Origin of the sequence: Acinetobacter sp. UBA6571 (genome assembly GCF_002434085.1) — a bacterium.
Classification (GTDB): domain Bacteria; phylum Pseudomonadota; class Gammaproteobacteria; order Pseudomonadales; family Moraxellaceae; genus Acinetobacter; species Acinetobacter radioresistens.
This window is the reverse complement of sequence record NZ_DJJJ01000010.1, coordinates 26,320-49,720: the sequence shown is the minus strand read 5'-3', so window position 1 is coordinate 49,720 and position 23,401 is coordinate 26,320. Positions and strand designations below refer to the sequence as shown.

The following is a 23,401-nucleotide window of genomic DNA, read 5'->3' as shown; positions in this document are numbered from 1 at the left end:
ACAGTTTAACCAGACAAGTTGAATTTCTGTGTTTTTCTCGTCACACCAATAAAAAAGCCCGGCAGATGCCGGCTTTTAAATGATCAGATTCAGGTCTGTGCAGGCAAGCAGCGTACTAAAAACAGCATGAGTATTGCTGAAATAATAATACAGGGAATAGCTGCAGAAATGACTCCAACAGCACCAAAACCGGCAGACAGCAACTGACCTGCAATTGCTGGCCCAAGCATAGCTCCAACCCGTCCTACAGCAGATGCCATACCTACTCCACTAGCCCGGATATTAGTCGGATAAACAATACTGCCAAACGCATACAGTACCCCTTGGCAACCAATGACAAAAGCACCAGTTAAAGCAGCTGCCCAGTAAATCTGCTGCAAGGAACCCGCTGCATTTAAACTAAAAAGCCCGGCAGCAATACCGCCATACATGAGGACTATGACATAGGCCTTTTTCCAGCGATCTGTCAAAATACCCAGAATAATTGTACCAACGGTAGCTGCGACCATGAAGAAGAACTGTGCAGTGCTGCCTTCTTTACGCGAGAAACCGAGTTCCATAAACAGGGACGGTAACCAGCTTAACATGATATACACCACCATCAGGGTCAAAAAATAACTGCCCCATACCAGCAAAGTCCGTAATAAATTTTCTTGGTTGAACAGTGGTTTAAATGAACTTGGTGTTTCGATTCGGGGTTGTAATTGTCGGGATTGCAAAAATTCATGTGATTCTGGCAAAAATTTAACCATGATCGGAATAACAATAATCGGTAGCAATCCACCCAAGTAGAAAATATTTTTCCAGTCAGCTCCAAACTCCAGACTGGCGATATAGGATAGTGCGGCAGCGCCGACCGGCATACCGCAATACATTAAACCTACAGCACGGCCACGCTGGGCAGGACTCACGGCTTCTGAAGCCAGAGTAATCAGATTCGGCATAGCCGCGCCGAGCCCTGCACCTGCCAGCAACCGTACCAATAGCAGGCTATAGAAACTGTTGACCCATACCGTACATAAAGTAAATACCGCAAAGGTTGCAACTGACCAGATCAGAACTTTTTTACGGCCAATCTGGTCCGCATAACGTCCCCCAATTAATGCGCCCGGTAACAGCCCCAGAATACCTGCACTAAAAAATATGCCTAACTGTGAGCTATCTAGCCTAAAATGTTCACGGATACCGGCAGCTGCAATTCCCGCAGCCTGAATATCTAGCCCTTCAATGACAGCAATTAAAAAACAGATAACCACCGTAATAATGGAATGCTTTTTATTTGATCCACCCATCTAGCGTATCCTTAAAGTAGAGGTGATGACTTAGCCTCACATCATCCAGAAGGCCAACATTTAATATAACTAGCCATAAATTCTAGAAATTTCTATTTTTTTTATTAATTACTGGACTTTTCTTCTAATATAAAAATACTGAGATAGTGATAAAAACAATAACTGGCAAATAATACTGACTAAAAAACTCAACAATAGAGCTGTAAATACTATATTTTTTTAATTTTTAGACTAACTTCTACTGATTTTCTGATAGCTGAAACCAATAACTTATTATTTTTTGAGTAGTTTTAGTACATCAGATTTTAAAATTTTTTTATTATATTCCTCTATAAGCTCATCACAATTAGCTCTTAATCAGGTGATTTTTATCTTTCTGGCTCTCCAGACTATTAATTTTAATATTTGATGATTTACCTGGTCATTTCACTGTCCTGAACTACAGGTTTTCTAAATTAAAATAATTCGGTTCAATTCATTATCAGACTGGAAATTAAAAATTTTTGGTCGCCTGAATATGTTTCATCAAAGTTTTTCATCGCTTTGGCGAAAGTATATTGTTCTTCACCAGATGTTCAGTCATAATTTGCATAAGCATTATGCAATGGGCTACGCCTGTTCATATTTTGCTTACACTCAAAATACTGCAACCATCCAGACACTTAATTCTTAAACTATCCGGATGGACAACAAGGATATTTTTTTAAAATGACTCAGCAAGCACAGACCATTCAAGGCTCAATTGTCGCCATTGTCACCCCAATGTTTGAAGATGGTAGCGTAGATTGGAAGGGTCTTGAGAAGCTGGTTGAGTGGCACATAGAACAAGGCACTAACAGCATTGTTGCTGTTGGCACAACAGGTGAAGCATCGACTTTAAGTATGGCTGAACATACACAGGTGATCAAAGAAATCATTCGTGTGGCCAACAAACGTATTCCTATTATTGCCGGCACTGGTGCGAACTCAACACGCGAAGCCATCGAACTGACTAAAGAAGCCAAGGAACTGGGTGCAGATGCTGCCCTGCTGGTGACTCCTTATTATAATAAACCGACACAAGAAGGTCTTTATCAACATTATAAAGCGATTGCTGAAGCTGTCGATTTACCACAGATTTTGTATAATGTACCAGGTCGTACTGGTGTAGACATGCAGAATGAAACTGTAATCCGTCTAGCCGATCTTCCACAGATTGTTGGTATTAAAGATGCTACCGGCGATATTATGCGGGGCTGCAAACTGATCGAAGGGCTGAAAAACAAGATTTCAGTATATTCAGGTGATGATGCTACAGCATGCGAGCTGATTCATGGCGGGGCTCAGGGGAATATTTCTGTAACTGCCAATATTGCACCTAAGATCATGAGTGAAATCTGTGCAGCTGCAATCAAGGGAGATAAGACTTTAGCTCTTGAACTTAACAATAAAGTATCAAATTTACATAACATTCTATTTTGTGAATCGAATCCAATTCCTGTGAAATGGGCTCTTCATGAAATGGGTCTGATTGGCACTGGTATTCGCTTGCCGCTGACCCCACTTGCAGAACAGTATCGCACCCCACTGCGTGATGCCCTCAAAGCAGCGGGTATACTTGAATAAGAGCACAAAGATTATGCAGTTACGTATTGGTTTAGCCCTGACCCTTTCAGCCTTGAGTCTGGCTGGTTGCAGTTCCATGAGCATCAATAATGGTTCTCTTGACTATAAAAATACAACCACACTAGAACCACTTAAATATCCTGAAGGTTCTCTGGTACGACCAGTTACGCCGCTGTATCCGGCACCTACAGTTGAACAGCTCGCCATTGATAATGCGCCTAAACTTGAAAATAAGCGGGGCAACCGTTTTGCTTTGCCTCGTCCAGAATCAGCTCAGCAAGGTGCAAATCAGTCTGCTACAGCTCAGAATGTGACTGAAACTGGGCGTCCTCAAGTAGTGATGGATGGTAACCGCAATCCGTTACTTAAAATTGAGGGTAACTCGGCAACGATCTGGCAATACACCCTTGCCACGCTGAGCAGCCTTAACTATAGCGTAGTTGGCCAGAGTAAAAATGGTCATGAAGCCACTATTAAAGCTGATAACCGGACATATGTTTTAAGACTAACCTCCGTAGGTGCAAGTCATACACTTGCTGTGTTTAATGCCGATAATAGTTTTGCAGATCCACAGCAGGCTGCAGAGCTGTTAGCTCAGATTTACCAAAATTGGCCAGCCTAGTCGTACTAGGCATTTTTTTGTAAAAAGGTTCCTCCATGTTAAAACAAACCTTGCTTTATACGGGTAAAGCGAAATCTGTATATGAAACAGATTCTGCCGACCATCTGATTTTAGTCTTTCGTGATGATGCCTCTGCGTTCAATGGCGAAAAAATCGAACAACTAGATCGTAAGGGCAAGGTGAATAACCGTTTTAACGCCTTTATCATGGAAAAACTCGCTGCTGCCGGGATCGAAACTCATTTCGAGAAGCTGCTTTCACCTACAGAAGTTCTGGTCAAGAAACTGAAAATGATTCCGGTAGAATGTGTGATCCGTAATTATGCTGCAGGTTCATTATGTCGTCGTCTAGGTATCGAAGAAGGTAAGGAACTTAATCCACCTACCTTTGAACTGTTCTTTAAAGATGATGGTTTAGGCGATCCAATGGTAAACGAGTCTCAGGCAATTGCCTTGAGCTGGGCTACTGCGGAGCAGCTGGAACAGATGAAGGTTCTTACCTATAAAGTAAATGAAGTTCTAAAAGACCTGTTTGCTCAGGGCAATATGCTTCTGGTAGATTTCAAGCTTGAATTTGGTGTGTTCCATGACCGTATAGTACTTGGTGACGAGTTCTCTCCAGATGGCTGCCGTCTATGGGATAAGGATACCAAGAAAAAACTCGACAAAGACCGTTTCCGTCAGGGATTAGGAGGTGTTGTTGAGGCCTATGAAGAAGTAGCCGCACGTTTAGGTATTGATCTATCTGATATCTGAGATAGCAGTAAATTAAAAAACCGGACATAGAGTCCGGTTTTTTAATTTAATAGTATTATGTTTGCACACTTCAATCATGGATTTATTATTCAGATAAGTATAATTTTTTACCCAGTAATTTAACGGCTCTGATAACACTGTTTTAATTTTTGATAATCATAATAAAAACTTGTGGGTTGGTAACGTGCATAATTGCAAGCTGGTTTAAATAAAGTTTCTTTTTCGTTATAAAGCATTTTTACTAGCGTATGGCCTTGAGGATTTTGATAAATATCCCACTGTATATTGGTGGCCATAGGTGAAACTGTTTCGCCCCGCCATGTGCTGGTAGCATAACTATAAGTCTGATGCAGGGCTAAAGGTTGCATCATACTATGCAGATCAAGACTGGTCGCAAGCGGAATAATAATTTCTGCATGGGCAAAACGTAAAACAGCTTTATAAGGTTGTGTTTTCTCGATAACCTGATCAGCTTGTTGAAATAAATCCTGTTTTAGGCCATATGCTATTTTACTTGTTACCTGATTTGATTCTAAAAAGCTTGGTCCTTTTTCATAAAAGTCATGAGCATCATTAAATTCAGCGTAAAACCTGGCAGCATTTAAAGGCATGTATTTAGCAAAGTCTGTTCCTCGTAATTCACTTTGCATTCCACCTGAAATCGAATAAAGCTCATACAGATAAGCTGCAGCATCTACCGAGCTTGCGATTGTATTTTTACCCTTACCCTTTTCTGTAACTTGCTCCCCTGCAGGAGTAGTGACCGTAAATGAGCCTGTATTACTGAAAATATAGTCAGGTAAACCGAGCTTTCGAATAAAATCTGCCTTAAAGATGGGTTCGAGTACAGTTAATGCAACTGCCTCAGCCTGAGTATGGTTAGATAATTCATCAAGTTTCTTGTTCAAGTCATCATTATTTTCTTCAAACTGTTGATAGGTCTGACTCGCCTCATAAATTTCCTGTTGATGAGGGTTAAGTGCTTTAATTAAATCTTCCTCTGCATTTAAGCGGTGAAAATAAAGCTTGAAGCGGTCGACTCCACCTTCTTCAATGGTAGGAGAAATAGTACTGGTCAGACTGGTATAGGAGTCAGGTTCTATTTTATTTTTAAGCTCACTTCGCTGCTGAATTAATTCAGCTGTGAAAAATTTTGCACTATCGACTGCCCGGTCCACTCCAGAACTTTGTATCCAGATTGAAGCATCCTGATTAAACAAGTTTGGTAAACGCTGCAGTAACCGGTCAGCAATTCCACGATGTTCCAAAATACCTGTCACAGTTTCATTACCATAACCAAACTGGCGAATACCTTCTACCCCATAGCCTAAAAGTATATTAGCTTGCATCATAGTTTCCAGGTCTTTACCCAGTTGTTCCCCTAAAGGAGTTAAGGCATTTTCTGCTTTCGCCTGTTTCCATAAATGATATAAGGCTAGATCATACTTAAGGCTTGATAATCCCCTTGATCCATGACGTGCAACCATTTCTGTAAAAACAGGCTGAAAGCCTGAAGGAACTGGCTCGTAACTTTTTAAATCCTGTTGTGGCTGATAAGGGGTTTTAGTTTGATAATATTTTGACTCAGTATGATTTGAAGGTGGTATGACTAAATTATTACTGGTTTCATCGTTACAGGCAACTATAAATAAATTTAAAGCTAATATACTGATTTTAAATATTTTATTCATATAATTTAAATAATACATAAGGAAATGCTGGGTATAATAATTTAATGTTATGTCAATTTTATTACTAATTTTAAAAGAGGATCTCTGCTAGAATATTCTGTTAATTGTTTTATAATTGGGTGAATAGTATTGATTAAATATTTTCTATTAAAATAAGAAGTTAATTTTTAAAATAGAAATTTAATATTTAACTGTAAAGCAGCAGTAGGAAATTTACAAAAAATAATAGAACAGCTATAAGCTAATATTTATAGAGTGGCTTTTAAATATTAAGTAAAAGGTAAAAATGGTAATTTATAAAAATAAAAATGGAGCCAAGACTCCATTTTTATATAAAATTTATAATATTAGGCTTACTTAGCGAACAACTTTTGCATGAGGGTCATGGTGCACTGTTTTACCCAGTTTAGTACCCGTATAAATTAGATAAAGTGCAGACAAACCAACCAATACATAAATAATTCGGGATAGAGTACTCATTTCACCAAAAATTGCAGCAACTAGATCAAAATTAAATGCACCAACTAGGCCCCAGTTAATTCCACCAATAATTGTTAAAGCATATGCAATCCAGTCGATTGTATTAAGTCTCATAGGTTACTCTCCAGCCATCTATTTGATATATTAATTATGAGAATTTAATTAAATTTAATATGTTGTTTTGATGCTAAAAAGCTGTTTTCTATGTTGAGCTAGTGTCATTTTATAGAGTTTAAATTTTAACTAGGTTACTTTTATTTGTACAATTAGTGTTCAATGTAAACTTATAAAAATTGAGTTTTTTAGCTATAAAAAAATACTATTAAATATTTTACGTAATTTAAATTCCTTATATAGAGTGCCTAAAGATTAAAAATTTTGGAATTTTCTATTTAAAAAATTTATCTCCAGCCAATTACTAACTTATACTCTTAAAATTAAGAGAATAAATAACTTTAAAATATTTAATGAAATTTTTTTCTTTTTTATATAACCCATTAAGTAAATATAAATAAATATACTGAAAATAAAAATGGCTTATCGGAAGACTCAACTTATTCAAAATAATATCTAGAAAAATAGGCTGAATATCATTAACAGACTTTTTAAATCCTAAAAACAAGAGCCCGGGTTCGGGCCTTGATTTACTGTTGCTGTTGTTGCTGCCAGCGGCGCTGTTGTAGCTTCTCACCTTCTACTTCCCGCTTATTACGTGCCGACTCATACAATTGAGTACCTTTTAGCTCAGGGGGCAAGTACTCCTGTAATACAAAATGCTCCGGATAATCGTGCGGATATAGATAATTCACTCCATAACCTTGATCTTTCATCAGTTTAGTAGGCGCATTTCTTAAATGTAGGGGAACAGGCAGGTTGGCAGTTTTCTCGGCCAAGGCCAAGGCTTTATTAATTGCCAGATAAGTACTATTACTTTTCGCACTGGTGGCCAGATATACTGCTGTCTGACCTAAAATAATCCGTGCTTCAGGCATACCCACTGCCTGAACTGAACGGAAGCATTCTCCAGCCAGTAAAAGTGCATTCGGATTAGAATTGCCAATATCTTCTGATGCTGCAATCAGCATACGGCGAGCAATAAATACCGGATCTTCTCCACCTTTAAGCATCCGGGCCATCCAGTACAAAGTTGCATCCGGATCACTTCCCCGAATTGACTTAATAAATGCTGATACTAAATCATAATGCTGTTCACCGGATTTGTCGTAACGTGCGATATTCTGCTGTGCAACCTTAACCACGATGGCATTATTAATTATATTTTCAAGGCCGGGTTCAAAGGTACTGGCAATCAGATCAAGTAGATTGAGTGCCTTGCGAGCATCTCCAGCAGCAAACTGGATGAGTGCATCATATTCTTCAATCTGGATATGCCGTTCTTTTAAAAATTCATCTGTTTGAAGTGCTTTATCAAGCAAGGTTTGAATAGATTCGCTATCAAGAATATTTAAGGTATAAACCTGGCAGCGTGACAAAAGCGCACCATTTACCTCAAAAGACGGGTTCTCAGTTGTCGCTCCAATTAAGGTAATTTTACCTTTCTCTACCGCATTTAATAGTGCATCCTGCTGAGACTTGTTAAAGCGATGAATTTCGTCAATGAAAACTACAGGTGTCAGCAGATCGCCACTTTCAGCAATAATTTCCCGTAGTTCTTTAACTCCAGTATTGAGCGCTGAAAGGCTAATAAAGGGTCGATCTACAGCCTGTGCCAGAAGCAAGGCAATAGTAGTTTTACCCACACCCGGTGGACCCCAGAAAATAATAGAAGGCAAATGCCCCTGATCAATCATCTGCCGTAAAGGTGCCTGCTCACCGAGCAGATGATCCTGTCCGATAATTTCTGAGAGGTCACGTGGACGCAGACGTTCAGGTAGAGGGATTTGAGTATCTGACATATTCTTTTTGCATTACTGTATAAGCTTTTATAGTAGCGTATTTTCAGACTGCTGCACGGCAGTTTTTAAGCAGTACTGTATATAAGTGCGGGGCAAAAATAGCAAATATTCTGGCTAAAATATCAGCTTCATACTTGGATGCTTCATACGCCAGCCGTTAGTTTCAAAAGTTTTGCATTTTTGCCATCCTCAATCACCCAGATCGAACCATCCTGAGCTTCCTGTAATCCCCGAATACGCTCCTTCATATCAATACGCTGAATTTCTTTCACCGGGTTTTGCTCCAGGTCTACGATAATCAAAGCCTCTGAAGACAGCCCTCCAATCAGTGCCTCCCCCTGCCACTTGGGAAATTGCCGGCCTTGATAAATCAGCAAACTCGAGGGAGAAATGACAGGTGTCCAGCTTAGCTCGGGTTTTTGAAATTCAGGTCGGGTTGAATGGTCAGGAATCGGTTTACCATCATAATGATCTCCATTGGAAACGATGGGATAACCATAATTTTTCCCCTTTCTAATCAGGTTCAGCTCATCCCCACCTTTCGGTCCCATTTCTACAACCCAGAGCTGATTTTTAGCATCAAATGCAATCCCAAGCGGATTTCGATGACCGAATGACCAGATCTCGGCGGTTACTCTACTCTGCTGTGCAAATGGATTATTACTGGCCGGTGTACCGTCATCGTTTAGATGCAGTACTTTCCCAAGATTAGATTTCATATCCTGTGCCGGCGTAAACTTCTGGCGCTCACCTGAGGCAATCCAGAGTTTTCCTTCATGGTCAAAAGCCAGACGATGACCATAATGGCCTTGCCCCGAAACTTTTGGTATCTGACGCCAGATTACTTCATGGTTTTTTAAAGCTGGCACTGCACTGTTCAGGTCCAGCCGGGCTCTGGCGACAGCTGCTCCCTGTCCTCCAGCACCTTTTTCCGCATAACTATAGTAAACCCACTGGTTTTGATTAAAATTTGGATGCAATACGATATCGCCCAGACCGCCTTGCCCACCGTATGCTACTTCAGGAAGACCTGTGATATTTACTGTACGTTTTGTCAGCGGGTCAAATAGCTTGAGCTGACCTTTTCGTTCAGTGACCAGTAATCGCTGGTCAGGTAGAACAGCGAGTGCCCAAGGTTCATTAAACTGGGTAATTTGCTGTACTTTAAATGTCTGTAACTGCTTAGAAGTTGAAGTCTGGTCAGCCTCTTGATGGCTTTCCGGAGTATTAGTGTGTCCCTGATTTGAATTACAGCCATACAAGGTAAACAGGCTAAAAAATAGTATGGATGTTATGCGGAATTTATTGTTATACATCACTTCTCTCTTAAATTCTGACTATATTTTCCATCATACAAATGAATGAATATATCTGTCCGATTTAATCAAAGTATTGCTTTACCAAATATTTCCTTTTGATTTAGTTAATTTTCAGGGAAGTTAAAGCTTATGGTTCAGGGTGCTTAAGGCCAGAAACAATTTTGCAGTCCTGAATAGTAAGGTCAGCCCGACAGGTCTGGCGCAGCTGCTGTAACTTTGTACGGAAATTTTCAAGGCGTTGAAGTTTTTGTTCAATATGTCCCAAATGATCTTCTAGCAGTTGGTCAACTGTATTGCACTGTTGCTGCGGTTTTTTCAACAGTTCAGTCAGCTGCCCAATTTCTTTAAGTGACATTCCCAGTTCACGGCAATGCCGGATAAAGATAAGCTGTTCAAGCGCAGTGTCATCATAATAACGATAGTTATTATTACCCCGTAATGGCAGCGAAAGCAGATTTTTCTTTTCATAAAAGCGGATACTGTCTACCGAAATTTTACTTTTCCTGGCCAGTTCACCAATCGAATACAGCATACATTCCCCTCTTGACTCTGGAGTTACTCCAGACTTTTTAATTATTCTATCTGATCTTTCAGGAGTTGAATAATGGCAGGTTGCTGTAGTTGTCAGGAAACACAGGCCAAAAGCCGTAAATTCAGAAATGCGCTGTGGATAGCCCTATTTTTAAATTTCACTATGTTTATTGTTGAGGTTACAGGTGGAGCACATACAGGTTCCACTTCACTCTGGGCTGATGCACTGGATTTTGCAGGAGATTCTTTCAATTACCTGATTTCTATTTTTGTACTGGGTCTTGGATTATACTGGCGCGCAACAGCTGCCCTGTTAAAAGGACTGATGATGCTGGTTTTTGCTTTCATTGTTCTGGGCAAAGTGGTCTGGTCCTATATACATGGTGTACCACCAGAAGCGATTACTATGGGTATTATTGGTACACTGGCACTGATCGCGAATATCCTGACTGCCCTGATTCTATATGCTTTTCGGGATGGTGAAGCCAACATGAAGTCAGTATGGCTGTGCAGTCGTAATGATGCAATTGGTAACGTTGCGGTAGTTCTGGCAGCTGTAGGCGTATTTGGAACACAGCAGGTCTGGCCAGATTTAATTGTAGCCTCAATTATGATTTTACTTGGCTTAAGTTCCAGCCTTACTATTATCCGGACCTCATGGAAAGAACGGATTCAGGCCAAGCTCGGATGAGATAGAATAAAAGAGAAGCTTGAGATACTTCTCTTTTATTTTTAATTTAACGTACCCAGCGCACGATATATTCTTCTATCTGGTCTTCCTCAATGTCCAGTTCAGAAATACAGCGGCCGGCTGCTGATTTTTTGGCTTTCATCACACTTTGGCGGCTACCGGTATTCAAATAGTGCCATGAAGGTAAATTTTTACCTTCAGACAGACGGCGATAAGCACAACTCGGAGGTAACCAGTGAATTGTAGTGAGCTTTTCTGGAGTCAGCTGGATACAGTCAGGAACCTGCTGTTTCCGGTTGGTATAATCACTGCACCGCGCTGTCTTGCAGTCCAGTAATTTACAGGCAACTTTGGTATAGGCAACCTCTTGAGTCTCTTCATCTTCAAGTTTGACCAGACAACACAAACCACAGCCATCACAAAGCGCTTCCCACTCTTCCGGGCTAAGTTGTTCAAGTGGATAGACTTTCCAAAACTGTGGACGCAACGGCTTGACCATAATACTTCATACAAATTTACTACCTGAACAGTATATCATTGTGTGTTTTGACTTTTAAAAAATACATCTCTCACAAATCATTTACTTAACGCAATACCTGGTATAATTTTTAAACACAAAGCTCACACTTATATTTTATTTTGCTCTCTATACTAAAAACACATTAATAAAAAATTATGGAGATAAATTATGTTTCGTTGGGCGATTATTTTTGCGGTGATTGCACTAATTGCAAGTCTGTTAGGTTTTGGTGGCGTAGCAGGCTTATCTAAAGACTTTGCAGTGATTCTGCTTGTGATTGCAGTTATTCTGGCAATCGTTGGTTTTATCTCACGCGGCCGAGTATAAATATATATTCATCGTGTTATAAAAAAGAAGGATTTATCCTTCTTTTTTATTTTTTCATCTTATTAAAAACATAAATTTTCACATTTCTTCTTTTATATTCTTTTTCTTTTCAGTCATTTTAAATATTTTTTATGATTTAATCAGGTCATTCTCTTAAGTTTATACAAGGATTGATCAGAATGACTTCAACAATCAAAACCCGCGAAATTCATTATAACGCAGCAGATGGAACCAATTTAGTTGGCTATTTTGCTGCGCCAGAATCTGATGCACCAGTAGCGGGTGTGATTGTAGCGCCAGAATGGTGGGGCAGAACTGAATATACTGAACAACGTGCCCGTGAGCTGGCTGAGCATGGTTATGCTGCACTTGCAATTGATATGTATGGTGACAAAAAGGTAACTACCGATGCGGGCCAAGCCAATGAATGGATGACTCAAACTTTTCAGGATCCGGACACAATAGTGACTCGTGCGTCAGCTGGCCTAAAGGCTCTGGCTGAACAAAATGAAGTAAATCCGGATAAACTGGCAGCAATAGGCTTTTGCTATGGGGGCAAGGTCGTCCTTGATCTGGCACGCTCAGGTGCACCACTTAAAGCCGTTGCTACTTTTCACGGTAATCTCTCTGCAAAAGAGCCGGCACAGCCTGGAAAAATTCAGGCTGAAGTTCTGGTATTGCACGGTGAACTCGACAGCATGGTCACTCTAGATGATGTAGCCAGTTTCAAGCAGGAAATGCAGGCAGCCGGTGTAGAGCATGATGTTATTGTATTTGAAGCAGCAAAACATGGTTTTAGTAATCCATTAGCCGATGAACGTGCCCGGGCCAATGGAGTAGATCTGGGCTATAACGTAGAAGCAGAGCGACAAAGCTTGAAGGCCATGTATGATTTGCTACAACGTCACCTTTAACCTATAAAATATTAAAATCGCAGTAAGGTGCTGATTACCTTACTGCATAGATTCAACCTATAAATAAAACGATGAGGGTATAATCATGAGTGAAAATAATTGTCCATATTGTGACTTTGATGAATATGATGTGATTGATAAAAATGACTTTGGTGCCATTTTGCCTGAGCCAAAACCGTTATCTAAGGGACATTCTGTTATTATTCCCCTGCGCCATATCAGTTCATTTTTCGATGTCACTGATAAAGAACGTAAAAGCCTGATGTCGCTTCTGGAACTGGCGCGTAATGAACTTAAAATTCGTCATCAGCCTGAAGGTTTCCATATCGGCTTTAATGATGGTTCTGTCTTTGGAGAAGCTTCCCAGCATCTCCATATCCATATTATTCCACGCTATGCGGGTCAGGCTTTAAGACTGGACGAGCGCTGGGGAATACTGGACGAAGAGTAAATGAGTAGATGATGCCCAAGGCATCATCTTTTATCCTGGTTACTGGGTTTACTGATTTCTGCCGTTTACTATAACGGTGCTATTTATCTTTAATACTTAATCTTTAAGCTGTTTAAAACACCTAGCATGAAACATGCCTTTTTCCAACTAAAAAATCTATTCTCGCTGTAGTTCAGCTATAATCTCCAAGTAATTCCTGCCTGAAATTTATATGTCCGAATTTTCCTTTTCACATGCTTTACTTGAATGGTTTGATGTTCATGGCCGGCATGATCTGCCTTGGCAAGTCAGTGATGATCCCTATAAAGTCTGGGTTTCAGAAATTATGCTTCAACAAACCCAGGTTAAGACTGTGCTGCAATATTTCGATCGCTTTATCCAGCGGTTTCCTACTGTAAATGACTTGGGACTGGCTAGTTGGGATGAAGTAGCCCCATACTGGGCTGGGCTGGGCTATTATGCACGTGCCCGAAATCTGCATAAAGCAGCTGGAATAGTTAGCCGTGAAGGCAAATTTCCAGACAGTCTTGACGGCTGGATTGCTTTGCCCGGTATAGGCCGCTCGACAGCAGGCGCATTAATGTCACTCGGATTGCGCCAGTATGGTGTCATTATGGATGGCAATGTTAAACGGGTACTGGCACGCTTTTTTGCAATTGAAGAAGATTTGAGCCAGCCGGTACAGGAACGCAGACTCTGGAAACTGGCAGAAGAGCTATGTCCGACTGAACGTAACCATGATTATACGCAAGCTATCATGGATCTGGGTGCTACCATTTGTACCCCCAAAAAACCGTTATGCCTTTACTGCCCGATGCAGGAGCACTGTCTTGCCCATCAGCAGGGGTTAGAAACTGAATTGCCTTATAAAAAACCCAAAAAGCCTGTGCCGCTAAAACAGGGCCATATCTTATTATTACAAAGCCAAGACCAATGGTTATGGCAGCAGCGGCCAGCTAGCGGTCTCTGGGGCGGCTTGTATTGTCTGCCTATAATTGAAGATAAGCAGCAGTTTTCTCAGCTGCTGGCACAATATGGTTTAAAGCAGAAGCAAGCACCTGTTCAGATTACACATGGCTTCACTCATTTTACCTGGCTGCTAGATACCTATCTGTTCCACGTGGAACCAGAACAACGTGAGTTTCTACAGACTGAACTGGGTGGTGAATGGCTGAGTCCTGAACAGGCTCTAATGCGTGGTCTGCCAACGGCTATGAAAAAATTGATTCAGCTTATCGAGTGATGACATACTGGTTACTGTCATTTTATAAACTTATTTAATCAAGGAAGTCGTGTGTCACGTTTTGCCGGTTATATTTTTTTAAGTTTGTGTTTTATCTTGATAGCGGCCTGTACCTCTGCGCCGAAAAAACCTTCTGCCCTACCCGCTGCCCAAGTAAGTAAACTTCATGGTATGCAGCTTGATTCGCGTTTGCCGGTTCCAGTGAAGAGTGTGGAGCGTCAACAACTCAGTGATACCTGGGGAGTGTCACGTAGTAAAGGACGCACTCATGAAGGTATTGATATTATGTCTCCACGCGGTACAAAAGTTTATAGTGCCACAGAGGGGCTGATCGCAGATCTGCGCAATAACAATCTTGGAGGTAAAGTCATCTGGATTCTGGGACCAGGTGGCAGCTGGCACTATTATGCCCATCTTGATGGGCACAAAAGAGGTCTGGAAGTCGGTGATTATATTAAAAAGGGACAGCTCATCGGTTACGTAGGCAATACTGGTAATGCCCGTCATACAGCCCCTCATCTTCATTATGGAATTTATCTGCAAGGCAAAGGTCGTGGTGCAGTGAATCCTTATCTGTATCTGCGTTAGGAAAAAAATATGTCAGAAGCTTTAATTCAACGGCTGGTCGAATTTGCAGAATCTGGAAACCAGCAGAAAATTGTGCTGGCCGGACAGAGTTACCAGGGCTGGATAATGGAAATTACTGAAGATGCGCTGATGATCAGCACAGGTTTTAATGATAAGAATGGTAAAGATTGCTGGTTAAAGTTTGACGATCTTGCTATCGCCGAACTATATTTTTGGAATAATCTTACCAGTGAGTGGATAAGATTTACTATTTAAGAACCTTAAGTTAAACCACTCAGGGAGCACCATGATGACCCCTCAGCGCTGCGGATGGTGCTCGGATGACCCGCTTTATATTGCCTATCATGACCAAGAGTGGGGAAAACCTGAATATGATGAGCAACGCCTATTTGAAATGCTGTGTCTGGAAGGTCAGCAAGCCGGCCTCTCCTGGATTACCGTTTTAAAGAAGCGCGAGGCTTATCGGCAGCATTTTTTTCAATATCCGATTGCTGAGATTGCTGGCTTGAGTGATGAGTCGTTACAGCAAAAAATGCAGGATTCAGGTCTTATCCGTCACTTGGGCAAGTTGAAGGCTATTCGTGACAACGCAGTTGCCTGGCAAAAACTTAAAGCTGAAGTCGGTGATGTAGGCCACTGGTTATGGCAAGTTGTCGATGGTCAACCTTTATATCGGAATGTGACAGATTTTCGTCAGGCTCCTGCCCAGACAGAGACCAGTCTTGCACTTTCAAAAACTTTAAAAAAATATGGTTTCAAATTTGTTGGACCGACGACCTGTTATGCTTTTATGCAGGCAGTCGGTATGGTTGATGATCATGAAAATAGCTGTAAATTTAAGTCTAAGCCAAACATCCGCTTTTCTGCCAAGGAGTTGTTATGAGTCAGAAGAATACTATTCGTGCCTATGCTGCCATGCAGCCAGGTGCAGCACTGGTTCCCTATGAGTTCGATGCCGGTGATTTACAGCCACATCAGGTTGAAGTCAAGGTTGAGTACTGTGGCTTGTGTCACTCTGATGTTTCAGTACTAAATAATGACTGGGGCAGTTCGGTTTATCCGGTTGTGGCTGGTCATGAAATCATCGGTACAATTATTGGCTTAGGCTCAGAAGCCAGAGGCTTGCAACTGGGTCAACGTGTGGGTATCGGCTGGACAGCAGAAAGCTGTCAGCATTGTGATTACTGTATTGCCGGTGATCAGGTAATGTGTAATGGTGGCTCTAAAGCGACTATTGTTGACCATGCTGGCGGTTTTGCTGAAAAAGTACGTGCCGACTGGCAATGGGCGATTCCTCTTCCCGATGATCTGGATCCACAAAGTGCCGGACCCCTGCTCTGTGGCGGTATTACTGTATTTGATCCCTTATTAAAACATCAGATTCAATCTGTACATCATGTCGGTGTTATCGGAATTGGGGGCTTGGGCCATATGGCCATCAAGCTGCTTAAAGCATGGGGCTGCGAAATTACCGCCTTCACTTCCAGTCTGGATAAAACACCCGAGCTGATTGAAATGGGTGCAGATCACGTAGTAAACAGCCGTGATTCTGCGGCACTTAAAAACCAATACGGCAAGTTTGACTTATTGCTCAGTACCGTTAATGTCAGTCTGGACTGGAAATCCTATCTACACACACTGGCACCACATGGTACCGTACATATGTTGGGACTCACCCTTGAACCGATGCAGGTACCGGTAGGAACCCTTATTGGAGGGAACAAATCAGTGACGGGCTCACCCACCGGTTCACCGGCGGCTTTGCGTCAGTTACTCAAGTTTGCAGCACGTAAAAATATTGCTCCACAGATTGAACTGTTTCCAATGTCACAGATTAATGAAGCTATTGAACGCCTGCACTCAGGTCAAGTACGTTACCGGGTGGTTTTAAAAGCAGATTTTGACTAACTGTCTGTGTTATCAAGTTTTTGTTTTACCCATTCTGCCAGTTTATCAATCGACTGGCAGATCTCATGACTTAAGCCATGTCCGGCATTTAAACGGATAAAATGCCGATAGCGCCGGTCTTCTCCAAATACTTCTCCCGGTACAATATTAATGCCATGCTGCTGTGCAAAATGATACATTTCCAGTCCGTCAATCTGCACCGGAAATTCCAGCCACAGGGCATAACCACCCTCAGGCTGACTTAGACCGATTTTAACGCCTTGAAAAACCTTTAAAATATATTCCTGATATTGTCTTACCTGCTGCATAAGACGGGGGCGTAAACTATTTAAATGTTCACGGTAACTACGGCTATATATCAGATCGGCCAGTGCAAGCTGCAATGGTGTATTAACGATGGCATTTCCATTTAATAACCCAATTCTAAAAGACTGTAGCTGCTGGCTGATACATACCCACCCAATGCGGTAAGCAGATGATAAAGACTTGGAAACTGAACCGCAGTAGATGATGTAACCGGCCTGATCCCAGTACTTAATAGGTAATGGTCGTTCCAGATTAAAGCCGCATTCAGCATAAATATCATCTTCAATCACATAACAGCGGTAGCGTTCTGCCAGCTGTGCAATCTGTGCCTTTTCTGTATTGCTCAGACAGTAGCCGAGCGGATTTTGGTAATTCGCAGTCATCAGGCAGGCCTTTACCTGCCCGCTTTGCATCATCTGTTCCAGCCGGTCCAGATCAACGCCTGCATGGCTGGCCGGTATTTCGATAATTTTACGCTTCAGACTGGCCAGTAGCTGTAACTGGCCATTAAAACTTGGGGTTGGTACCAGAATGCTATCACCCACTTCAGTAAGCTGCTGAATAATGAGTGATAACGCAGGCATACAGCCACTGGTAATTAAAATATCTTCTGGCTGAATATACAGGCCATCTTCTGCCCAGTGTTCGCTTAAAGCCTGACGTAACTTTTTATGGCCCTGCCGGTCACTGTATAGAAAGTCTTCCGGCTGGCTATGCTTGAGCGCACGCTGGATCGAACGGCGTAAAGCCTCTACAGGTACCAGTTGTGGTGATAGCTGGATAGCCCCCAGATGTACTAAATTATTCTGAATGGAAGCCTGTTGTATTTCAATTTGCAGTTCAAGATTACTGACATCACGCGGTCTGGACTGGAAATCTAAATGACGGGGTAACGGGTTTTGTAATGACTGCCCTTTCACAAAATAGCCAGATCTGGGCCGTACATAAATTAAGCCTTGAGCTTCTAGTAATTCATAACAGCTTTGTGCAGTGCTGAGGCTCACTTCATGCTGCCGGGCAAAATCCCGAAGAGAACTGAGCCGCTGATCGGCTTTTAAAGCTTGGCTGTGAATTTTTCCGGCCAGCTGACTGGCAAGAAGTTGGTAGTGAAATGCCATATCTGTACTGCTTTTTTAAATTTTTTTGTGTCTGTAATGCTCTATAGCATAGGTTTAAGCTGAAAAAAATTAAAATTGAGCAAAACTTGATGAAAACTTGTACTTTATTATTTATTTGTCTATGGCTAGCAGCTTGCCAGCCACAATATCAGCAGAATACTTCTCAAAATGCACTGTGTCAGTCATTAATTGGAGGTTATTTAAAAATGCAGTCACTGCCTGGCTATCAGCTCTGGAAAATTACAGCACTCCCTTCCAGCACAGAGTGGCATTATCTTTATAAGAAACCTACTGAAAACGGGCTGATTATGACAGGTCTACTCCAGCCTAAAATCGAGTTTGTCTGTTCACAACAGCAGCAGCATTTACGACTCGAATTATTGCAGACATCCAGACAGCTCAGGCTCCCATTATTTGAGCTCCGTTTGCCTGTGCCAGCCTCTCAGGTAAATGGTTCAAAATGAAAACCCGAGCTTAATTCCTGTACCAGATATTCGATCAGTAGCCTGACCCGTTTTGGTAAATGTTCCTGCTGATAATAAACCGCATGAATAGGCTGATAATGTAATTCAATCTGGTCTTCAAACAAGGCAACTAGTCTGTTCTGGGCCAGATCCTGACCCACCAGAAATTCAGACAGGCAGGTAATTCCATGATGCAACAGGGCCAGCTGCCGTACAGTCTCACCATTAGATGCCCGAATTGGTGCAGTTGCGGTAAAGTATTCATTACCCAGTTTGAGAGGCCAAGTGTTCAAATGCTTGGGAGAACTAAACCCGATTAACTGATGCTGCAATAGCTCCCCAGCAGTTTGTGGAGTGCCATACTGTTCCAGATAAGCGGGGCTTGCAACTATATATAAGCGGCTTTGAGTGAGTAAACGAGCATGCAGACTTGAATCATTCAGCTGACCAAAACGGATAGCCACATCGGTCCGATGTTCTAAAAGGTCAATAATCTGGTCATGGCTGTTCAGTTCAATTTCAATATATGGATAGCGCTGCATAAATTTCTGCATGAGTGGAGCAATTACATGTAGCACAAAGGGGGTGGCCGAGTCGATCCGGATTTTACCGGAAACCTCGTGGTCAGATTTAAGCAGCAGCTCTTCAGCATCGTTCAGCTCATTGATAATCTTGCGTGCACGCTCTAGAAACAGCTGGCCTTCCTGTGTCAGCGAGAGCTTGCGGGTAGTACGTTCCAGTAACGTAACGTTTAACTTACTCTCCAGACGCTGCAAAATACGGCTTAAACCAGAAGTTAACTGGCCGAGCTGTTCAGACGCCTTAACAATCGAACCACTATCCACAATACTGACAAAAACCTGCAGCTCTTCAAAAGTAGATTTCATCACATCCAATTAATGACAAATTAACAATAATATTTTGCAGATTATCTACTTTTTTAGCAACAAAGCTTCCGACAAAATAATCTTAACTTTTAAAAATAGTCGAGGTTACGATGATTATTCCTAAAATCGGTGTAGGTACCTTTCGCCTGTCCGGTCAAACCGTCATTGATTCAGTCAGCCAGGCACTCGATGTTGGATACCGGGCGATTGATACAGCCCAGATTTATGGTAATGAAGCAGAAGTTGGTACAGCCATACAGCAAAGTAAGGTCTCCCGACAGGAGCTTTTCTTAACCACCAAGATCTGGACTGAAAATTATGCACCAGAACGGATGATTGCCAGCCTGAAGGACAGCCTGCACAAGTTACAGACAGATGCTGTGAACTTGACACTCATTCATTGGCCAGCCCCCGGTCTGGGCTACTCTGCTGCTGAACTGGTGCAGAGCCTGTATCAAGCCAAAAAGCTGGGACTCACCGAACATATTGGTGTGTCCAATTTCAATATTGCCCAGACAGAAGAGGCGATTGCAGCAGTTGGACCAGACCAGATTGTAACCAACCAGATCGAGCTAAGCCCTTATTTGCAAAACCGTACATTAGTGCAATATCTGCAGAGCCAGAATATACAGGTTACCTCTTATATGACACTGGCTTATGGCAAGGTGCTGCAAGACCCTGTTCTTATGCGTATTGCAGCCTTACATGAAGCGAGTACCGCCCAGATTGCCCTGGCATGGGCTATGCAGCAGGGCTTTTCAGTAATTCCATCTTCTACCAAGCGTGAGCATCTGCTCAGTAACCTAGAAGCCCAGAAAATTCTGCTGAGCCATGAAGAAATGCAGAAAATCGCCGAACTTGAACGTAATGGACGGGAAATCAGTCCGGAGCAGCTAGCACCAGTATGGGATTAAGTACGGATGAAAATTAATTTTCCGCTGCTTGCCCTTGCAGTCGGTGCGTTTGCGATTGGTACAACCGAATTCTCGCCAATGGGACTGTTACCTGATATTGCCGGGGATCTTGATGTTTCTATTCCGAGAGCTGGTATGCTGATTACTGGTTATGCGCTGGGCGTAATGCTTGGCGCACCAGTGATGACTTTATGGTTTAGCAGCTTTAGCCGCCGTAAGGCACTTATTCTGCTTATGGCTATTTTCACTATAGGTAATTTGCTGGCAGCAGTTTCTCCCAGTTATATGAGTCTGATGGGTGCACGTCTTATCACCAGTTTAAACCACGGTGCATTTTTTGGAATCGGGTCTGTAGTAGCCGCCAGTGTCGTTCCGGTCCATAAACAGACCAGCGCAGTAGCAGCTATGTTTATGGGTTTGACTGTTGCCAATATTGGTGGTGTCCCTCTGGCAACCTGGGTTGGACAAAATATTGGCTGGCGAATGTCCTTTCTGGCAATTACCGGTCTTGGTCTGCTGACGATGCTATCTTTATGGAAAGCCTTACCTAAAGACCATAGAGGTAGCAGGCCTGATGTAAGAGCTGAGCTGAAAGTATTGACACGCAGGCCGGTCGTACTGGCAATGCTGACCACAGTATTGGCCTCTGGTGCAATGTTTACCCTGTATACCTATATTGCCCCGAGCCTGGTTGAATTTACCCAGGCATCTCCAGGATTCATTACCTTGATGCTGGTACTGATTGGTATAGGTTTCTCGATCGGCAATCATTTAGGCGGAAAATTTGCTGACCTGTCTCTGGACAAAACCCTAATCGGTTTCTTTGTATTGCTGATCGTCAGTATGCTGCTCTTTCCGTTACTGGCAAAAAATCCACTGGGGGCAGCAGTCGGACTGGTGATCTGGGGCATAGCCACCTTTGCTCTGGTACCCCCTTTACAGATGCGGGTAATGTCAGCCGCTCATGATGCACCAGGACTTGCGTCCTCAGTTAATATCGGGGCATTTAATCTGGGTAATGCGCTTGGCGCTGTAGCGGGTGGTGCCGTACTTAGCATGGGCTGGAGTTATATGGCAGTGTCGGTCAGTGGCGCAGTACTGAGCATAGTAGGCCTGCTTCTGGTATTCATCCAGAGGAAAGGACAACAGCCTTCCATAGCCTGTGAATCATAAGTGTTATCAATTTCAGCCTGTAAGGCAGGCTGAAATAACGTTATTGAATAGCTACAGGAAGTTTGGCATTGATATACATAGGCCGTTCAAGCTCGGATCGCATGATTTTAAGCATTTGGTAAGGCTGCTGTTCCACAAACATGTTCATAAAACTGATGGGTAAACTGCCTTCCGGGTTTACATATCCCATTGTGGTGACTTTAACTTTATTTGCACCTAGACGCTGAAAAGTCCAGTCTCCCTGATAGTCTTGAAGACGTATATAGTCAGGCTGACTAAAACGGGAGTCTGCCATACCCCGGTTACGGATATTCACTGTACCATTACGCTCTCTAGTAATTTTACTTTGAATAATAAGGTCACGATCTTTAAGCGGAAAAGGTAAGTCCATTACCACATGCAGCAAAAATTCTCCAGCTTGATCATCTCGGTTTAATATACTGATTTTCCCCATATAGGGGACCCATTGTTGGGCACGCTCAACATCCATAATCAGCGCAACAGCCCGTTCCAAGGGTACATTAAATACTGTCTCTGCCTTATAGGATGCAGCCGGGTTGCGAGACATCTGGTAAGTCCAGACTTTGATATTCTGTTTATTAATTTTTAGTCTGGCCTGCTCTGCCGAGGTAAATTGAGTAATTAACAGACTCAGTAACATCAAGCAAATATTGAATATAGTTTTCTTTCTCATTTTTATTTTTCATACTTTTTATATAAGTGTAATCAGGCCCCTTTCTTCCTGAAAAGGGCCATTAGCGCTACATCTGGATATCATTGAATCCAAGCACATCTTTCATATCATATTTACCTGCTTCACGTCCAACGACCCATGCGGCTGCACGTACTGCACCGGCGGCAAAATTCATCCGGTTGGTTGCCTTATGGGTCACTTCGACACGCTCACCTTCCCCGATAAACATGACAGTATGCTCACCAACAATATCGCCACCACGAATAGTTTCAAAGCCAATGGTCTGACGCTCACGTGGGCCAGTATGGCCTTCGCGGCCATAAACTGCCACTTCTTTTAAATTACGGCCCAAGGTATCCGCAATCGCTTCACCCATCATGAGCGCAGTACCCGATGGAGCATCGACTTTATGACGGTGATGTGCTTCAATCACTTCAATATCAACTGTATCACCAAACACTTTTGCTGCAAGCTCGAGCAGTTTGATCGACACATTGACTCCAACTGAATAATTGGCTGCATAAACTACAGGTGTCTGGCTAGCACTTTCTTCCAGTACGGCTTTTTGTTCATCATTCATGCCAGTGGTTCCAATGACCATTGCTACCCCTGCTTCACGGCAAAGTTTCAAGTGCTGTTCAGTGGCAGCAGGTGCAGTAAAATCAATGATTACATCACAATCATTAAGCACGTCAGCCAGCTGACCAGATACTTTGACTCCCAGCGTACCAATACCTGCCAGCTCACCCGCATCGGCTCCTACCAGTGAGCTCTCTGGACGCTCTACTGCTGCTGCCAGCTGGTAACCTGCCTGCTGGACAGCCTGAACCAGAATCCGGCCCATACGGCCACCTGCACCTAAAACACCAATACGTGGAGTTGCTGACATAACATTTTCCCTGCAGTCATCTTTAAAATTGCTCTACTATAACAAAACTCTTCCCGCTCTCTGAAACTTGTCTGGAAAAATTATGGCTTAAAGTTCCTTTATA

General features: G+C 42.4%; 26 protein-coding genes. 15 read left to right on the top strand and 11 right to left on the bottom strand.

Features of this window, described 5'->3' with window-relative positions:
- Positions 1–89: 89 nt before the first annotated feature.
- On the bottom strand, positions 90–1,292 hold the full coding sequence (gene mhpT, locus B3X18_RS01460) for a 3-(3-hydroxy-phenyl)propionate transporter MhpT (protein ID WP_034688140.1): 1,203 nt from the start codon (positions 1,290–1,292) through the stop codon (positions 90–92).
- A 708-nt stretch (positions 1,293–2,000) separates the two neighbouring features.
- Between mhpT and dapA the strand changes: the two genes are divergently transcribed.
- The 3 genes from dapA to purC are packed head-to-tail and all read left to right on the top strand — an operon-like array spanning position 2,001 to position 4,274.
- Complete coding sequence (dapA, locus tag B3X18_RS01455; protein ID WP_005017708.1) at positions 2,001–2,897, top strand: 4-hydroxy-tetrahydrodipicolinate synthase; 897 nt, start codon at positions 2,001–2,003, stop codon at positions 2,895–2,897.
- A 13-nt stretch (positions 2,898–2,910) separates the two neighbouring features.
- Positions 2,911–3,519, top strand: coding sequence for a hypothetical protein (locus B3X18_RS01450; RefSeq protein ID WP_005017707.1), 609 nt, complete (start codon positions 2,911–2,913; stop codon positions 3,517–3,519).
- Between the two features lie 35 nt (positions 3,520–3,554).
- The gene (gene purC / locus B3X18_RS01445) at positions 3,555–4,274 is read left to right on the top strand and encodes a phosphoribosylaminoimidazolesuccinocarboxamide synthase (RefSeq protein WP_005017705.1); all 720 of its coding nucleotides are present in this window, start codon (positions 3,555–3,557) and stop codon (positions 4,272–4,274) included.
- A 119-nt stretch (positions 4,275–4,393) separates the two neighbouring features.
- Here purC and B3X18_RS01440 read toward each other — a convergent pair whose 3' ends face one another.
- The 5 genes from B3X18_RS01440 to B3X18_RS01420 form a co-directional block, all read right to left on the bottom strand.
- Positions 4,394–5,965, bottom strand: coding sequence for a histidine-type phosphatase (locus tag B3X18_RS01440; RefSeq protein ID WP_286935071.1), 1,572 nt, complete (start codon positions 5,963–5,965; stop codon positions 4,394–4,396).
- 357 nt (positions 5,966–6,322) lie between these two features.
- Entirely contained in the window at positions 6,323–6,559 is a 237-nt protein-coding gene (locus tag B3X18_RS01435) for a DUF378 domain-containing protein (protein WP_005017702.1), read from the bottom strand.
- Between the two features lie 530 nt (positions 6,560–7,089).
- Positions 7,090–8,361: a replication-associated recombination protein A gene (locus tag B3X18_RS01430; protein WP_005017697.1), complete on the bottom strand. Its 1,272-nt coding sequence runs from the start codon at positions 8,359–8,361 to the stop codon at positions 7,090–7,092.
- Between the two features lie 143 nt (positions 8,362–8,504).
- Entirely contained in the window at positions 8,505–9,677 is a 1,173-nt protein-coding gene (locus B3X18_RS01425) for a PQQ-dependent sugar dehydrogenase (RefSeq protein ID WP_034688863.1), read from the bottom strand.
- A 130-nt stretch (positions 9,678–9,807) separates the two neighbouring features.
- Positions 9,808–10,212, bottom strand: a complete 405-nt coding sequence (locus B3X18_RS01420; protein WP_005017695.1) for a MerR family transcriptional regulator — start codon at positions 10,210–10,212, stop codon at positions 9,808–9,810.
- 72 nt (positions 10,213–10,284) lie between these two features.
- Here B3X18_RS01420 and B3X18_RS01415 point away from each other — a divergent pair, with 72 nt between their 5' ends.
- Positions 10,285–10,902: a cation transporter gene (locus tag B3X18_RS01415; RefSeq protein ID WP_005017694.1), complete on the top strand. Its 618-nt coding sequence runs from the start codon at positions 10,285–10,287 to the stop codon at positions 10,900–10,902.
- A 46-nt stretch (positions 10,903–10,948) separates the two neighbouring features.
- Here B3X18_RS01415 and B3X18_RS01410 read toward each other — a convergent pair whose 3' ends face one another.
- Positions 10,949–11,401: a YcgN family cysteine cluster protein gene (locus B3X18_RS01410; protein WP_005017693.1), complete on the bottom strand. Its 453-nt coding sequence runs from the start codon at positions 11,399–11,401 to the stop codon at positions 10,949–10,951.
- A gap of 189 nt (positions 11,402–11,590) precedes the next feature.
- On the opposite strand from B3X18_RS01410, the gene B3X18_RS01405 reads away from it, so the two are divergent.
- The 8 genes from B3X18_RS01405 to ahr all read left to right on the top strand — a co-directional run bounded on the left by B3X18_RS01405 (position 11,591) and on the right by ahr (position 16,853).
- Positions 11,591–11,749 (top strand): DUF1328 domain-containing protein, encoded by a 159-nt coding sequence (locus B3X18_RS01405; RefSeq protein WP_005017692.1) that lies wholly within the window; start codon positions 11,591–11,593, stop codon positions 11,747–11,749.
- A 179-nt stretch (positions 11,750–11,928) separates the two neighbouring features.
- Positions 11,929–12,663, top strand: a complete 735-nt coding sequence (locus B3X18_RS01400) for a dienelactone hydrolase family protein (protein WP_005017691.1) — start codon at positions 11,929–11,931, stop codon at positions 12,661–12,663.
- A gap of 85 nt (positions 12,664–12,748) precedes the next feature.
- Positions 12,749–13,114: an HIT family protein gene (locus tag B3X18_RS01395; RefSeq protein WP_005017690.1), complete on the top strand. Its 366-nt coding sequence runs from the start codon at positions 12,749–12,751 to the stop codon at positions 13,112–13,114.
- 211 nt (positions 13,115–13,325) lie between these two features.
- Positions 13,326–14,357 carry an A/G-specific adenine glycosylase gene (gene mutY, locus B3X18_RS01390; protein WP_005017689.1) on the top strand — a complete coding sequence of 344 codons (1,032 nt, stop codon included), beginning with the start codon at positions 13,326–13,328 and terminating at the stop codon, positions 14,355–14,357.
- A gap of 51 nt (positions 14,358–14,408) precedes the next feature.
- Positions 14,409–14,945: a M23 family metallopeptidase gene (locus tag B3X18_RS01385; RefSeq protein WP_005017683.1), complete on the top strand. Its 537-nt coding sequence runs from the start codon at positions 14,409–14,411 to the stop codon at positions 14,943–14,945.
- A 9-nt stretch (positions 14,946–14,954) separates the two neighbouring features.
- Positions 14,955–15,200 carry a hypothetical protein gene (locus B3X18_RS01380; protein WP_005017680.1) on the top strand — a complete coding sequence of 82 codons (246 nt, stop codon included), beginning with the start codon at positions 14,955–14,957 and terminating at the stop codon, positions 15,198–15,200.
- A 34-nt stretch (positions 15,201–15,234) separates the two neighbouring features.
- On the top strand, positions 15,235–15,828 hold the full coding sequence (locus B3X18_RS01375) for a DNA-3-methyladenine glycosylase I (protein WP_005017678.1): 594 nt from the start codon (positions 15,235–15,237) through the stop codon (positions 15,826–15,828).
- Positions 15,825–16,853, top strand: coding sequence for an NADPH-dependent aldehyde reductase Ahr (gene ahr / locus B3X18_RS01370; protein ID WP_005017676.1), 1,029 nt, complete (start codon positions 15,825–15,827; stop codon positions 16,851–16,853). The genes B3X18_RS01375 and ahr overlap by 4 nt, the downstream gene beginning before the upstream one ends.
- Here the strand turns inward: ahr and B3X18_RS01365 are convergent.
- The gene (locus tag B3X18_RS01365; RefSeq protein WP_005017674.1) at positions 16,850–18,277 is read right to left on the bottom strand and encodes a PLP-dependent aminotransferase family protein; all 1,428 of its coding nucleotides are present in this window, start codon (positions 18,275–18,277) and stop codon (positions 16,850–16,852) included. The genes ahr and B3X18_RS01365 overlap by 4 nt on opposite strands.
- An 89-nt stretch (positions 18,278–18,366) precedes the next feature.
- Here B3X18_RS01365 and B3X18_RS01360 point away from each other — a divergent pair, with 89 nt between their 5' ends.
- Entirely contained in the window at positions 18,367–18,741 is a 375-nt protein-coding gene (locus B3X18_RS01360; protein ID WP_005017672.1) for a hypothetical protein, read from the top strand.
- Here B3X18_RS01360 and B3X18_RS01355 read toward each other — a convergent pair.
- Positions 18,720–19,628 carry a LysR family transcriptional regulator gene (locus B3X18_RS01355; protein ID WP_005017670.1) on the bottom strand — a complete coding sequence of 303 codons (909 nt, stop codon included), beginning with the start codon at positions 19,626–19,628 and terminating at the stop codon, positions 18,720–18,722. The genes B3X18_RS01360 and B3X18_RS01355 overlap by 22 nt on opposite strands.
- A 110-nt stretch (positions 19,629–19,738) precedes the next feature.
- On the opposite strand from B3X18_RS01355, the gene dkgB reads away from it, so the two are divergent.
- Both dkgB and B3X18_RS01345 read left to right on the top strand, forming a co-directional pair.
- Positions 19,739–20,542, top strand: a complete 804-nt coding sequence (gene dkgB, locus B3X18_RS01350) for a 2,5-didehydrogluconate reductase DkgB (RefSeq protein WP_005017667.1) — start codon at positions 19,739–19,741, stop codon at positions 20,540–20,542.
- Positions 20,543–20,548: 6 nt separating this feature from the next.
- Positions 20,549–21,715, top strand: coding sequence for an MFS transporter (locus B3X18_RS01345; protein ID WP_034674844.1), 1,167 nt, complete (start codon positions 20,549–20,551; stop codon positions 21,713–21,715).
- A 40-nt stretch (positions 21,716–21,755) separates the two neighbouring features.
- Here B3X18_RS01345 and B3X18_RS01340 read toward each other — a convergent pair whose 3' ends face one another.
- Together B3X18_RS01340 and dapB are read right to left on the bottom strand one after the other, a co-directional pair.
- The gene (locus B3X18_RS01340) at positions 21,756–22,409 is read right to left on the bottom strand and encodes an START domain-containing protein (RefSeq protein WP_248065551.1); all 654 of its coding nucleotides are present in this window, start codon (positions 22,407–22,409) and stop codon (positions 21,756–21,758) included.
- Positions 22,410–22,476: 67 nt separating this feature from the next.
- Positions 22,477–23,298 (bottom strand): 4-hydroxy-tetrahydrodipicolinate reductase, encoded by an 822-nt coding sequence (dapB, locus tag B3X18_RS01335; RefSeq protein WP_005017661.1) that lies wholly within the window; start codon positions 23,296–23,298, stop codon positions 22,477–22,479.
- Positions 23,299–23,401: the final 103 nt, after the last annotated feature.